Source organism: Dorea acetigenes (genome assembly GCF_025567385.1).
GTDB lineage: Bacteria > Bacillota > Clostridia > Lachnospirales > Lachnospiraceae > Claveliimonas > Claveliimonas acetigenes.
On the sequence record NZ_JAOQJU010000016.1, the window covers coordinates 1 to 13,950 of the forward strand.

The 13,950-nt window shown below is 46.0% G+C and carries 10 protein-coding genes; 1 reads left to right on the forward strand and 9 read right to left on the reverse strand.

Annotated elements, in window-relative coordinates:
- Positions 1 to 342: 342 nt before the first annotated feature.
- Complete coding sequence (locus OCV99_RS11970) at positions 343 to 741, forward strand: MerR family transcriptional regulator (protein WP_158370806.1); 399 nt, start codon at positions 343 to 345, stop codon at positions 739 to 741.
- Positions 742 to 940: 199 nt separating this feature from the next.
- Here OCV99_RS11970 and ppdK read toward each other — a convergent pair whose 3' ends face one another.
- The 9 genes from ppdK to OCV99_RS12015 all read right to left on the reverse strand — a co-directional run.
- Positions 941 to 3,565 (reverse strand): pyruvate, phosphate dikinase, encoded by a 2,625-nt coding sequence (gene ppdK / locus OCV99_RS11975; RefSeq protein WP_158370808.1) that lies wholly within the window; start codon positions 3,563 to 3,565, stop codon positions 941 to 943.
- 116 nt (positions 3,566 to 3,681) lie between these two features.
- Entirely contained in the window at positions 3,682 to 5,079 is a 1,398-nt protein-coding gene (locus tag OCV99_RS11980) for an aminopeptidase (RefSeq protein WP_158370810.1), read from the reverse strand.
- 114 nt (positions 5,080 to 5,193) lie between these two features.
- Entirely contained in the window at positions 5,194 to 7,419 is a 2,226-nt protein-coding gene (locus OCV99_RS11985) for a leucine-rich repeat protein (protein ID WP_158370812.1), read from the reverse strand.
- 77 nt (positions 7,420 to 7,496) lie between these two features.
- Entirely contained in the window at positions 7,497 to 7,961 is a 465-nt protein-coding gene (locus OCV99_RS11990; RefSeq protein WP_158370814.1) for a precorrin-2 dehydrogenase/sirohydrochlorin ferrochelatase family protein, read from the reverse strand.
- A gap of 4 nt (positions 7,962 to 7,965) precedes the next feature.
- Entirely contained in the window at positions 7,966 to 9,585 is a 1,620-nt protein-coding gene (locus OCV99_RS11995; RefSeq protein ID WP_158370816.1) for a peptide ABC transporter substrate-binding protein, read from the reverse strand.
- Between the two features lie 26 nt (positions 9,586 to 9,611).
- A complete protein-coding gene (locus OCV99_RS12000; RefSeq protein ID WP_158370819.1) occupies positions 9,612 to 11,447 on the reverse strand; it encodes a dipeptide ABC transporter ATP-binding protein in 1,836 nt (611 codons plus the stop codon).
- A 1-nt stretch (position 11,448) separates the two neighbouring features.
- A complete protein-coding gene (locus tag OCV99_RS12005) occupies positions 11,449 to 12,270 on the reverse strand; it encodes an ABC transporter permease (protein WP_158370821.1) in 822 nt (273 codons plus the stop codon).
- Complete coding sequence (locus OCV99_RS12010) at positions 12,257 to 13,201, reverse strand: ABC transporter permease (protein ID WP_158370823.1); 945 nt, start codon at positions 13,199 to 13,201, stop codon at positions 12,257 to 12,259. The genes OCV99_RS12005 and OCV99_RS12010 overlap by 14 nt, the downstream gene beginning before the upstream one ends.
- 6 nt (positions 13,202 to 13,207) lie before the next feature.
- Positions 13,208 to 13,950 (reverse strand): uroporphyrinogen-III synthase (locus OCV99_RS12015; protein WP_158370899.1); only part of this gene is annotated, 743 nt, incomplete at its 5' end.

Genomic DNA, 13,950 nt, shown 5'->3' on the forward strand with positions numbered 1-13,950 from the left:
CACTGCCAATCACTAACATATCTGCAATTTTCAAGGTTCATCTGAGCCTATTTTTTTAACTCAGTTTTTTCATAGATTACTTGACACTACCGCTTTTAACTTTCAATGTGTTTGTTTGCTTCTATTACCTCTCCCTAAGAAAAATTTGCAATAATCTCCGCAAATTCCGGATCAGTCCTTACTCTTGCAATATCACTGTTTGTATGCTATAATGCGTTTATTTGAACCGCTTGTCATAACCGATTATAGTTTACGGTAGTTACTACCGGTCAATACCTTTTCGCAAATTTTCATGTAAAATTTTCACATAAATTTTTGTAAACAACACAGGAGGTGATTATAATGTATACGATGATGCAGGTCTGTCGAGAATTGGATATGACCTACCAGACCTTAAAATACTATTGCAATGAGGGGCTGATTCCTGGTGTCAAAAGAGACGAAAACAACCGCCGCATTTTTGATGAAAAAGATGTAAAATGGATCAAAGATCTCACTTGCTTAAAGAAATGCGGCATGAGTATTCTGGAAATGAAGGAATATCTGGAACTTTGCTTGCAGGGAGAGTCCACGATTATGCAGCGCAAAGAAATGCTGGCGAAAAAGCGTGAAGCATTGCTTGGCTCTATCAAAGAATTAGAAAACAGCGTTGCCTACATTGATTGGAAACAGAATTTTTATGATGAGGTACTTTCCGGTGCACGCCCTTACGTAAGTAATTTAATCAGGACAGAAGAATAATAAATAACCGTGTATTCGTGGTTTTAATCACACAGTACACGGTTATTTTTTGCGCTGAAACGGGTATGCTTTCATACCTTCCGCTTTTTTGCCAGTTAAAAAAAGACCTCATACTGCGGAAGCCACAGTACAAGGTCTGATTTTTGGATAAATATTTTAATCTAAATTGCGTTCTCTCTTAACACAAAATGGTTTTCGCCTATCTTTGTGCGATAGCTGCCTGTGCTGCTGCCAGTCTCGCAATCGGTACACGGAATGGTGAGCAGGATACATAGTCAAGACCAATCTTGTTGCAGAACTCTACAGAAGAAGGATCTCCGCCGTGCTCTCCACAGATACCGATGTGAAGATTTGGATTAACCGGCTTTCCTAACTTAATAGCCATCTCCATTAATTTACCAACACCTGTCTGGTCAAGCTTAGCAAATGGATCGTTCTCGAAAATCTTAGCATCATAGTAAGCATCCAGGAACTTACCAGCGTCATCACGGGAGAATCCATAAGTCATCTGTGTCAGGTCGTTTGTACCGAAGCAGAAGAAGTCAGCTTCTTTTGCAATATCATCAGCAGTAAGAGCGGCTCTTGGGATCTCAATCATAGTACCAACTTCGTACTTAAGATCGCTTCCTGCTGCTGCAATCTCAGCATCTGCTGTCTCAACAACTACCTTTTTAACATATTTTAATTCTTTGACATCGCCAACCAACGGAATCATGATCTCCGGTTTTACTGTCCAGTCAGCATGCGCTTTCTGTACATTGATTGCTGCACGGATAACAGCCTTTGTCTGCATCTTAGCAATCTCCGGATAAGTAACTGCCAGACGGCATCCACGGTGTCCCATCATCGGATTGAACTCATGAAGTCCATCAATGATTGTCTTAATATCTTCTACAGATTTGCCCTGAGCGTCTGCAAGTTTCTTAATATCTTCTTCCTCTGTAGGAACAAACTCATGAAGCGGCGGGTCAAGGAAACGGATAGTAACCGGATTTCCTTCCAGAGCCTCATAAAGTGCCTCAAAGTCTCCCTGCTGGTATGGAAGAATCTTCTCAAGTGCTGCTTCTCTCTCTTCTACTGTATCTGCACAGATCATTTCACGGAATGCAGCGATTCTGTCTTCCTCGAAGAACATATGCTCTGTACGGCAAAGTCCGATACCTTCTGCGCCAAGCTCACGTGCCTTCTTAGCATCTGCAGGTGTATCAGCATTTGTACGAACCTTCATTGTTCTGTATTTGTCAGCCCATGCCATGATTCTACCGAATTCTCCGGCGATCGTAGCATCAACGGTCGGAATGATTCCATCGTAGATGTTACCTGTTGTACCATCAATAGAAATTGCATCTCCCTCATGGAATTCTTTTCCTGCTAATGTAAACTTCTTATTTTCTTCATCCATTGCAATATCGCCGCATCCGGATACACAGCATGTACCCATACCACGTGCAACAACGGCAGCGTGTGATGTCATACCGCCGCGAACTGTCAGGATACCCTGTGCAGACTTCATACCCGTAATATCTTCCGGTGATGTCTCCAGACGTACCAGAACAACCTTCTCGCCTCTTGCAGCCCACTCTGCAGCATCATCTGCTGTAAATACAATCTTACCGCATGCAGCGCCAGGAGATGCTCCAAGGCCCTTACCAATCGGTGTTGCAGCCTTTAATTCAGCAGCATCGAACTGCGGATGCAGCAGTGTATCAAGGTTACGCGGATCAATCATAGCAACAGCTTCTTCTTCTGTTCTCATACCTTCATCAACAAGATCGCAGGCAATCTTCAGAGCAGCCTGAGCTGTTCTCTTACCATTACGTGTCTGCAGCATATAAAGCTTCTTATTCTCAACAGTAAACTCCATATCCTGCATATCTCTATAGTGATTCTCCAAAGTCTTGCATACTTCTTTAAACTGTGCAAATGCCTCTGGGAATTCTTCTTCCATCTTTGCGATTGGCATTGGTGTACGTACACCTGCAACTACGTCCTCGCCCTGAGCATTAATCAGGAATTCGCCCATAAGCTTCTTCTCTCCTGTAGCAGGATCACGGGTAAATGCAACACCTGTACCGCAGTCATCACCCATATTACCAAATGCCATAGACTGTACATTAACAGCTGTTCCCCAGGAATATGGAATATCATTGTCACGACGATATACATTGGCACGCGGGTTGTCCCATGAACGGAATACAGCTTTAACAGCACCCATAAGCTGTTCCTTCGGATCGTCCGGGAAATCTTTTCCAATTTTCTCTTTATACTCAGCTTTGAACTGAGAAGCAAGTTCTTTCAGATCTTCTGCAGTAAGCTCAACGTCAAATGTTACGCCTCTCTCAGCCTTCATCTTGTCGATAAGCTCTTCAAAATACTTCTTGCCTACTTCCATAACTACGTCGGAATACATCTGAATAAATCTTCTGTAGCAGTCCCAAGCCCAGCGCGGATTGCCGGATTTCTCAGCAATAACATTAACTACTGTCTCGTTAAGACCAAGGTTCAGGATTGTATCCATCATACCAGGCATAGAAGCTCTTGCTCCGGAACGTACAGATACCAGAAGCGGATTCTCGCTGTCTCCGAACTTCTTACCTGTAATCTCTTCCATCTTCTCAATGTGTTCATTAATCTGAGCCTGGATTTCCTCATTAATCTCTCTACCATCCTCATAGTACTGAGTACATGCTTCTGTCGTGATTGTAAATCCCTGCGGTACTGGGAGTCCAAGGCTTGTCATCTCAGCCAGGTTGGCGCCCTTACCACCTAGGAGTTCGCGCATATTTGCGTTACCCTCACTAAACAAATAAACCCATTTTGCCATTTTGTCATGACCTCCTACAATATAAATTTTCTAAGTCGCGCATATATTTTACTATTTTTGCCAGTATTCGTCAAGAGTTTCACCCTTGCTTTTTCGTCCGTGGCGTCTGAAATCTTCTACATTTTTCCGATAAATGCCTGATAGCCTTTATATGCCTCATATATGTCAGCTTTACTTGTGATTTCCCACGGGGCATGCATACACAAAACCGCCACCCCACTATCAATTACTTCCATTCCATAATTCGCCATAATATAAGCAATAGTTCCGCCGCCTCCTGCATCTACCTTTCCAAGCTCCGCAAACTGGTACGCCACATTATCTGCATCCATGACCCTGCGGATTTCCGCCAGATATTCTGCATTTGCATCATTGGATCCACTCTTTCCCCTGCTTCCGGTGAATTTGTTAAACACCAGCCCTTTTGCAAAAAAGGCAGCGCTTCTCTTTTCAAAACATTCCGCAAACATCGGGTCGTAAGCCGCACTGACATCAGAAGACAGCATTTTAGAATTCTGCAGCGCCCGCCTTACTTTCAGTTCGGATTCTCCTTCCGTAAGAGCCATCAGCTCAGCCACTGTATTTTCAAAGAACCGGGAATGCATACCCGTTGCTCCCACGCTTCCGATTTCTTCTTTATCTACCAGAATACAGCACGCCGTCTTCTCCACACTTTCCACATCCAGCAATGCAAATAATGAGGTAAATGCACACACGCGGTCATCCTGTCCGTATGCCATAACCATGCTTCTGTCAATTCCACAGTCCCTTGCCCTTCCTGCCGGGACAATTTCCAGCTCTGCGGACACAAAATCCTCTTCCTCCATATCATAAAATTCCTTCAGCAGACGGAGAATATTTTTCTTTACGGCATCTTTCTCTTCTTTTTCAAGTCCTTCTATCTTCTCGATAGGGCGGCTTCCAAATAACAGATCCAGCTTCTCTCCATCGATTACAGCGCTTGCCTTCTGTTCCATCTGCTTCGATGCAAGATGCACCAGCAGGTCAGTAACTGCAAATACAGGGTCTTCTTCTGCCTCACCAATGCAGATGTCCGTTCTCGTCCCATCCGGTTTTACCACAACACCATGGACAGCAAGCGGAAGTGTCACCCACTGATATTTTTTTATACCACCGTAATAATGAGTATCCAAATACGCCAGCTCCTCATTTTCATACAGCGGATTCTGTTTCACATCAATACGGGGGGAATCAATGTGTGCTCCCAAAATATTCATTCCGGCTTCCAGCGGCTTTTCACCCATGTGGAATAAAACAACACTCTTATCCATACATACCGCATATACTTTGTCCCCTGCATGGAGCCGCTGCCCTTCTTTAGTAATGTCCCTCAGGTTTTTATAGCCTCTTTCCTCCGCCATGCGAACCGTCACCTTCACACATTCCCGCTCTGTCTTTCCCTCATCAAGGCAGGCTTTATAGAGCGTGTTAATCCTGTCCAGCTCTTCCAGATTTTCTTTGCTGTATGATTTCCATACGTTCACTCTGTCCATCATTATGACCTCCTTCTTCTCTGTCTTATCATATAGTTAGTATATTGATTTCCTATCAGGATATTCGGTTTTCGGCTTCTTCCCATACATCTTGTGAAACATTTACTGTATACATCAATTCTTTCCAAACTTCTCCACAAACCGCATAATAATCGTTGCGCACTCTGCACGGTTTGCATTTCCCTGCGGATCAATTCTCGTCCCGTTATCTTTACCCATAATAATCTTATTGGCAACTGCCCACTGCATTGCTTCATCAGCAAACTCACTTACCTTAGCCGCATCGCTGAAGCTGCTGAAATCCGCCCTTGCACTGGTATCATATCCCATATGTCCGGCATAACGGTACATCATTACTGCCATCTGTTCACGATTAATCTTGTCCGCCGTGCCAAATAACCCACTGTCGGTATATCCATTTACCACGCCAACACTGTTCGCCCAGAGAACAGCGCTGGTGTACCACTCTCCATCCGGCACGTCTGCGAACTTCGCTGTATACGCCACCTCCGGCTCACCGTTCATCCGGTGAAGGATTACTGCAAACTGAGCGCGGGCAAGTGATTGATCCGGTCCGAAAGTCGTTCCGTTAAGCCCGGTCATCAGACCATTTCCCTTCACATAAGCGACAGCATCACAGAACCAGTCTGATTTTCTTACGTCATTAAATAAATAAACATCTGAATTATAATGTATCGTAGCCTGGGATAAGGAATCATTATCACTTCCTATTACAATACTATTCCACTCTTCTTCACTGCCGGCATAATATACGTCTGTCAGATTGTTGCAGTTGTAAAATGCTTCCGTGTCTATACTTGTCAGGCTTTTCGGCAGCATGATGCTTTTCAAATATTCGCAATACATAAATGCTGCAATTCCTACTCTAGTTACTCCTTCCGGCAATGTTATGCTCTCCAGAGGTTTACCCCAAAAAGCTCCCTCCTCTATGCTTGTTACTCCTTCCGGTAGTACTATGCTCTCAAACCACATGCTTCCCGAAAACGCCTGTTTTCCTATAGTCGTTACCCCTTCCGGTATCTTATAGGCTTTTTTATTCACACACGCAATCAACACTTCTTTGTTTTTATCGAATAACACTCCATCAACAGAACAGAACTTTTCATTATTTTCTGACACTATAATCTGTGTATTACCAAATGTAGCAAATGCGGTTGGTTCTATACTTGTCACACTTCCCGGCAATGTTATACTCTCTAAATTTTCGCAGAGCCTAAATGCACCGGAGCCTATGCTTTCCACTCCTTCCGGCAGTGTTATGTTCTTTAAACTGTAGCAGCCACTAAATGCCTCGGATCCTATACTTTTCACTCCTTCTGGCAATGTTATGCTCTCTAAACTTTCGCAGCCCCAAAACACACTTTTTTCTATACTTGTTATCCCTTCTGGCAGTGTTATATTCTTCAAGCCTTTACATAATTGAAACGCCTTGGATCCTATACTTTTCACTCCTTCTGGCAATATTATGCTCTCTAAACTGTAGCAGCAGCTAAATGCCTCGGATCCTATACTTTCCACTCCTTCCGGCAGTGTTATGTTCTTTAAACTGTCGCAGCCAGAAAACATCTCGTCTTCTACATTTGTCACACTTCCCGGCAATGTTATACTCTCTAAACTGTCGCAGTACTTAAATGCACCGGAGCCTATACTTTCCACTCCTTCCGGCAGTGTTATGTTCTTTAAACTGTAGCAGTGGCTAAATGCCTCGGATCCTATACTTTCCATTCCTTCCGGCAGTGTTATGTCCTTTAAACTGACGCAGTGGCTAAATGCCTCGGATCCTATACTTTTCACTCCTTCCGGCAATGTTATGCTCTCTAAACTGCTGCAGGCAAAAAACACACCTTCTTCTATACTTGTTATCCCTTCTGGCAGTGTTATGTTCTTTAAACTGACGCAACGACGAAACGCACCTTTTCCTATACTTTCCACTCCTTCTGGCAGTGTTATGCTTTCTAAACTGTCGCAATCAAGAAACGCATAATCTTCTATTCTTTTCACTCCTTCCGGCAGTATTATATTCTTCAAACCTTCACAGTAACCAAACACATAAGAATCTATTCCTGTGACTTTATATCCGTCTATTTCTGCCGGTACTTCTAGTTCAGTATCCGTCCCCTTATACCTGGTAATCAAGGCAACCTCGTCCTCGTCTGTATCACCATAATGAACATAATACTCCCAATCACTTTCCTGCTGTTCTACCATTTCCTCATTTCCCACTGCTTCTGTCGGCGTCTCTTCCGCTAACACTGTTCCCGGCAGTAAACCGACCGCCATGCACAGACACAACACTCCCGCTACAAATTTTCTCTTCATCCTTCTTCCTCCTCTTCTCTATTTCCTTTTCACAGAGTTTCTACTTCCATTTTACTCCCTTCACCTATGCATTTCAATCATTTCCCCAGCCACTCCTCTATTTTCTCCCGCGTTCTTTTCGTTGCGCCCGGGTTCGCCCCGCCGGAGTTAATTCCGATTACCACCTCTTCTGTTTTCACAATACTTGGAAAATAAAAATCACACATCTCTTTTTTATCCGCCACATTCACGCATATTCCCAGACTCCGGCACAACCTGCCGATTTCTGCATTTACTTCTGTGTCTCCCGTGGCGGCAAGCACAATGTCCGGCTTATCGCTCCCGGTTATATCGGACTCCCGGTATTTTCTCTGTACCCAACGGAATTTCTCCAAGTCTGCATATTGTCGGAGCTTTTCGTCTAATGCAGGGGTAATTACGGTAATGTGGACAGTAAAATCCAACAGCGTCCTTATACGTCTGGCTGCAATCTTCCCGCCGCCCACAACAAGAATCTCCTTCTCCGATATATCTACAAACATCGGAAAATATGCCTTTTCCATCTTCTTATTCCTCCCAGTATGCATAGCGGTACTCCAGCGCTCCGCTCGCCGGAATCTGAGTAATCCCTTTGATTTCCGGACGAATCAGATTGCAGCTTTTCATAGCAAAAAGCGGAATTACATAGAACTGCTCTCCCACCGCCAGCTGCTCTGCCTCATGCAGAAGCTCCATGCGCCGCCCGGCGTCCGTCTCACTATCGGAAGCCCGTACAAGCGCATCGTAGGCCTCATCCTGTATACCGCTGCAGTTATAGGTGCTGTTGGAAAGCAGCATGGACAGATACGTGTTCGGGTCAGCAAAATCTGCCGTCCAGTTCATGCGGCACAGTTCAAAATCTCCCGCGTGGCGGTCTGCGTAATTGACTTGAAGCTCCTGCGCCTCCAGCTCAATATCTATATTCAGATTTCTCTTAAGCTGTTCCTTTAGAACCTGGGCTGTGTCAGAATCCATTTCCAGAGAAGGATATTTGTACGTAAGCACAGGAAAGTCTTCCCCGTCAGGATAACCAGCCTCGGCAAGAAGCTCCTGCGCCCGCTCTACATTTTCCTCAAAAGGCGAATCGCTTTCTTCTACAAAATAATTCCCCGTTTCTTTATTTTTCATATATCTGGCAACCAAATTTACCGCAGGTTCCGTGTCTGCCCCTACAATACTGCATAATTCTTCACGGTCAATAGCGAGCGTAATCGCCTCCCGGACCCGCACATCGTTCAATGGCTCTACCTCCAGATTTGGATAAATGTATCTGGTGGCGATCGTGTCCGTAACCACAAGATCTTCCTTTCCTTCATACAATTCCATCACATAAGAGGGAAGGGCTGTCGCCACATCCACCTCCCCGGTTTCATAGGCGCTTGCCATGGACTGCTGGTCATCAAAAAACTTGTAGGTAATCCGGTCGAGTTTCACCGCATCCTTATTCCAGTAATTTTCATTTTTTTCCAGAACAAAATACTGCTCCGGCACATACTCCACCAGACAAAACGGCCCATTTGCCACGCTAGAGGCAGGATCCTTATCCCAGCCGCTTCCCACTTCATCTGCATACTTCGCACAGGAGGGCGTATACACCGGAAGCCGTAGAAGATCCAGGAAATACGCGCAAGGCTCTGACAGATGAAATACCAGCGTATCATCATCGGGAATCTCCACGCCCAGGGAATCTGCATCCTTTTCTCCGTTATAAATAGCTTCGGCATTTTCTATAGGGAACAAATAATTGGCATATCCATTACCGCTTGCCGGGTCAAGCGCCCGTATCATGGTGTTCAGGAAATCCTGCGCACACACTGGCGTACCATCCGACCACAGGGCATTTTTGCGCAAATGGAAAGTCCACACCGTAGAATCTTCATTTACCTCATACGATTCTGCAGCGCGGTATTCAATTTCTCCATTTTCGTCAAAAGTCAAAAGCTCATCCAGCGCCGTCACGGAATAAGCCAGATAGGTAAGTGCAATCATCCCGGCCGGATCCAGCGAACCAGTCTCACTGTTAATGGCAACGGTAAGCTCTTTTGTCTCTCCTTGCTTCTTATTCCCGGAACATCCGCTTAAAATACCTGTCATCAACATAATTGCTGCCAAAAGCAGGACGCCGCTTTTCTTCCACTGTTTTTTCATTCCTTCTCTCCTTTTTTAACCGCAGGCTATATCTGCGAAGTCATCTCATAATCCGGCTTTCTTGCACTGCCGTCTTTATCAGAATAAAGAAAGCAGGCAATCTCTCTTGTGCCAAACCGATAGTTTCCCGGCTGCTCTTTCAGGCATCGCTCCAGTGCATAACCGCAGTGCCCGGCGTAAGGGCAGCCTTCCCCATGATTTTTCTGCCGGTTCTCTGTCCTTTCTGTCACAATTCCCTGACGCTTTCTTCTTGCCTTCAGAGGATCCGGCGGCAGGCCCGCCTCGAGAAGCTCTTTCGTATAAGGATGCCAGGGCTGTGTACAGATGGCTTCGGTATCCCCTGACTCTACAATTCTTCCCTGGTACATCACACCCATTTTCCGGCTGATATGATGGACAACCTGCAGATCATGGGAGATAAACAGATATGCCGTTCCCTTCTCTCTCTGAATTTTCTGTAAAAGTTCTATTACCTGCATCTGAATAGAAAGATCCAGGGCAGACAGCGCCTCGTCCAGCACAATCAGCTCCGAATCCAAAAGAAAAGCTCTTGCAATCGCAATTCTCTGTCTCTGTCCGCCGGAAAATTGCGCAGGATATTTTTCCCCATCTTCCCGGGAAAGCCCTACCATCTCAAGCGCCTCCCATACCCGCTTCTTTCTCTCTTCTCTGCCGGAAATGCCATTTACTGCCAGTACATCCTCCAGCATTGTCCCGATTCGCATTCTGGGATTTAAGGAGGCATAGGGATTCTGAAATACCATCTGTACCCTCTGCTGCCGCTCTTTTCTCCTTCTGCCGCTTCTTACTGCCGACGATCCAATTTCCTCTCCCCGGAAATAAATGTGTCCTGCCTCCGGTTTCAAAAGCCCTGTCACCAGTCTTGCCAGCGTCGTTTTTCCACAGCCGCTCTCTCCTACCAACCCAAACGTCTCTCCCCGGCGAAGGGCAAAAGAAAGCTCTTTCACCGCTTCCCTCTCCTTTTCATAAGACAACGTGACACAATCCAGCCGCAGCAGCATCTCTTTTTCTTCTCCCCGGCAGACCCTTCCCTGCAATTTTTCAGCATCTTCCATCAGTTTTCTGGTATAAGGATGCTGCGGCTCATAGAAAATATCCTCCACACTTCCCTCTTCTACAATCTCTCCCTCACGCATTACCAACACACGGCTGCAGGAAGAAGCGATGACTCCCAGATCATGGCTGACAAGAAGGACTGCCGTACCAGTCTCTTTTGCCGCTCTCTTAAGAACAGACAGAACCTGCCTCTGCACGGTAACATCCAGCGCCGTAGTCGGCTCATCGGCAATCAGAAGCCTGGGATGACAGGCAAGGGCAATCGCAATCACAACCCGCTGGCGCATACCGCCGGACAATTCAAAGGGATACTGTCTCATCCGCCTCTTTGGATAACGAATTCCCACCATATCTAATAGTTCTTCCGCTTCTTCCCTTGCCTCAGCTTCCGTACACTTTCTGCACCCGCGAATGGTCTCTGTTATCTGCTTCCCAATCCTCATGGCCGGATCCAGATACGCAGCCGGATCCTGGAAGATCATGGCAATTTTCTTCCCCCGGATCAGGCGCAGCGCCTTCTCATAAGCGCCTTCTCTTTTTTTACTGCCGGTAAATGAAGCCACATCGATTTCTCCTGCTTTGATTTTTTCAACAGTTACTCTTGCAGTCTCAGGCAGAAGCCCCAAAAGCGCCAGCATTGCGCTGCTCTTCCCAGAGCCGGATTCTCCCACAAGCCCCACAATTTCACCTTCTTCTACTGCAAAGGTAATCCCCTTCACTGCCTGTGTGACTTGTGCCTGATTGTGAAATTCCACCTTCAAATTCCGCACCTCTAACCAACTCATATCAAGCTCCTTCCTGCTCCATCCCGAACCCAATCAAATGAATGGCAAGCACCAACGCACATAATGCCAGCATCGGGCACAGCATCTGATACGAATAAATCTGCATCTGACTTTCCGCCTCCCGAATCAGCGTCCCCAGGCTGGCCGCAGGCGCCGCAATTCCCACACCAATAAAACTCAAAAAACTTTCCGTAAAAATCGCTTTCGGAATCAAAAATGTAAGATTTACAATAATCGCCCCTGACGCATTGGGAAGTAAATGCCTGAACAGAATATGAAAAGGCCTTGCCCCCGCAAGTTTTGCCGCCAGGCAGAATTCCTGCTTTTTCAAACGCAGAATCTCTCCCCTCACAATCCTCGCCGTATCCGTCCATCCGGAAACACAGATACTAAATACTACACTTTTTATTCCCGGTTCCAATACCAACATAATTAAAATCACATACAATAGAGACGGTATGGCATCCAGAATATCTACAAGCCGCATGAATAGAAGATCTGTTTTCCCGCCTGTATATCCGGCGATTCCTCCATAACAGATGCCAATCATTCCATTAAGAAATGCGCTCATGATCCCAACCTCCAGGCTGATTCTTGTTCCGTACCATACACGCACGAAAATATCTCTTCCGAATTTATCCGTGCCGAACCAATGCTCTGCAGACGGCAGCAAATTCCTTGCGGCTGCATTTTGCTCCGTATAGGACCATTCAGATACAAGAGGGACAAAGACCGCAAGCAGAACCATTATGCCAAGAAGAATACTTCCTGCCACAATCCACTTATTTTTCAAATACCCTTGTCTGCCTTTAAATCCCTGCATATCCCGCTCCTTCCCGAAAACCTTTCCGAATCTCCGGGTTCAGCGCCGCACATAGAACATCTGCCAACAGATTCGTTAAAATCACAACCGTTCCCATGAAAATGGTAAGCCCCATAATCATCGTATAATCCCGATTAGAAATGGAACTGACAAATTCTCTCCCCAGCCCCGGAATCGTAAAGATACTCTCTACCACAAAGCTTCCCGTCATTAAAAATGCTGCCGTCGGCCCAAGATAATTCAGTACCGGAATCAAAACATGGCGCAGGATATGTGAAAGAAGAATCCTTTTCTCCGTAAGGCCTTTGGCGCGTGCCATAATCACATAATCTTTCTGCATCTCAATTTCGCAGGCACGGCTTACAAGCCGCGTAATGACCGCAGTTGGATACAATGCAAGGGCTACCACCGGAAGTACATAATTACCGGGAGAAAAAAGTCCTGCCACAGGAAACCATTTCAATTTTACTCCAAATACCAGAAGAAGTATGAGCGCCGCTGCGAATCCCGGCACGGAGCTTCCAAGCACCGTGCCGAAAAAGATCCCTGCCTTGATTCCTTTGTTCTTAGAAACGGCATGGCAGATTCCCAACAGGATTCCCAAAACTACCGACACGAAAATTGCCAGACCACCTATCGATGCAGTAGCCTTCCATGCGCGCCCAATCACACCAGCGACAGTCTCACCCGGTTTTTTCAGGGAAATTCCCAAGTCTCCCCGCAAAAGATTTTCCAGATAATTCCGGTACTGTTTCATCACAGGCTCGTGAAGCCCATATTCTTCTTCCATTGCCGCCTGCACCGATTCGGATACATTGCCTCCCGCAAATGGACTGCCCGGTATCATCCTGGTTAAAAAGAAGGTAATTGTCACCAGTACAAAAAGCGAAAGCAAGCCTGTCCCTAGTCTTTTACTAATATATTTTCCCATATCGTCTTACTTTCTCCCAAATTGTTTCACAATCTTTTCCACCATACTCTCTATGGAAGCTTTCTCTGCAACCTGAATCTGCATTCCGTATTTTGCCGCTTCTACTGCCGTCTGTTCTCCGATACAGATTGCCTGTACCCTGTGTAAATCCAGATTCCCGGCAAATGTCTCTGCAAATCCTCTCACGGTAGAACCGCTGGTAAAAGTCACTGCATCAATTTCACCTGCCTGAAACATCTCCTTCAGCCTCTCCTGTAGGTGTTCCTGCTTCCTGTATACTGTCTCATAAATTCCAATATCTTTTACTATTAATCCTGCTCTTTGCATGGGCGGAAGCAATTCCCCGGAACCTTCTCTGGCACGTAATACCAGCACCTGGCTCCCGGGCACAGCCTTCTCTGCTACCAACTCTCCCAACGCCTGTGCGCAGTAAACCTTCGGAACTGCCTCCGGAAAAATTCCAAATTCAGAAAGCACCTCTTCTGTAGCAGAACCAATTGCTCCCACTTTCACTTCTGCAGGCTTTCTGAATAACCGCCGCACATCCATTCCCATTTCTCTTAACTGCGCAAAAAAAATACGAACCCCGGCAGGACTGGTGAACAAAAGCCATGCCTCCCGACCGGTTCTCCCAAATTCTTCCAAAGTTTCCTTAAATTCCCTCCCGGGAGGAATCGGACGGGTTTCAATCGTCGGCAGCTCTATCACTTGCGCTCCAAGAGCGCGCAGGCTTACAGCAAATTCTGAAC

Bases quoted from the DNA above. Each gene is read 5' to 3' on its own strand.
- OCV99_RS11970 (WP_158370806.1), top strand. From the start codon at position 343: ATGTATACGATGATGCAGGTCTGTCGAGAATTGGATATGACCTACCAG.
- ppdK (WP_158370808.1), bottom strand. From the start codon at position 3,565: ATGGCAAAATGGGTTTATTTGTTTAGTGAGGGTAACGCAAATATGCGC.
- OCV99_RS11980 (WP_158370810.1), bottom strand. From the start codon at position 5,079: ATGGACAGAGTGAACGTATGGAAATCATACAGCAAAGAAAATCTGGAA.
- OCV99_RS11985 (WP_158370812.1), bottom strand. From the start codon at position 7,419: ATGAAGAGAAAATTTGTAGCGGGAGTGTTGTGTCTGTGCATGGCGGTC.
- OCV99_RS11990 (WP_158370814.1), bottom strand. From the start codon at position 7,961: ATGGAAAAGGCATATTTTCCGATGTTTGTAGATATATCGGAGAAGGAG.
- OCV99_RS11995 (WP_158370816.1), bottom strand. From the start codon at position 9,585: ATGAAAAAACAGTGGAAGAAAAGCGGCGTCCTGCTTTTGGCAGCAATT.
- OCV99_RS12000 (WP_158370819.1), bottom strand. From the start codon at position 11,447: ATGAGTTGGTTAGAGGTGCGGAATTTGAAGGTGGAATTTCACAATCAG.
- OCV99_RS12005 (WP_158370821.1), bottom strand. From the start codon at position 12,270: ATGCAGGGATTTAAAGGCAGACAAGGGTATTTGAAAAATAAGTGGATT.
- OCV99_RS12010 (WP_158370823.1), bottom strand. From the start codon at position 13,201: ATGGGAAAATATATTAGTAAAAGACTAGGGACAGGCTTGCTTTCGCTT.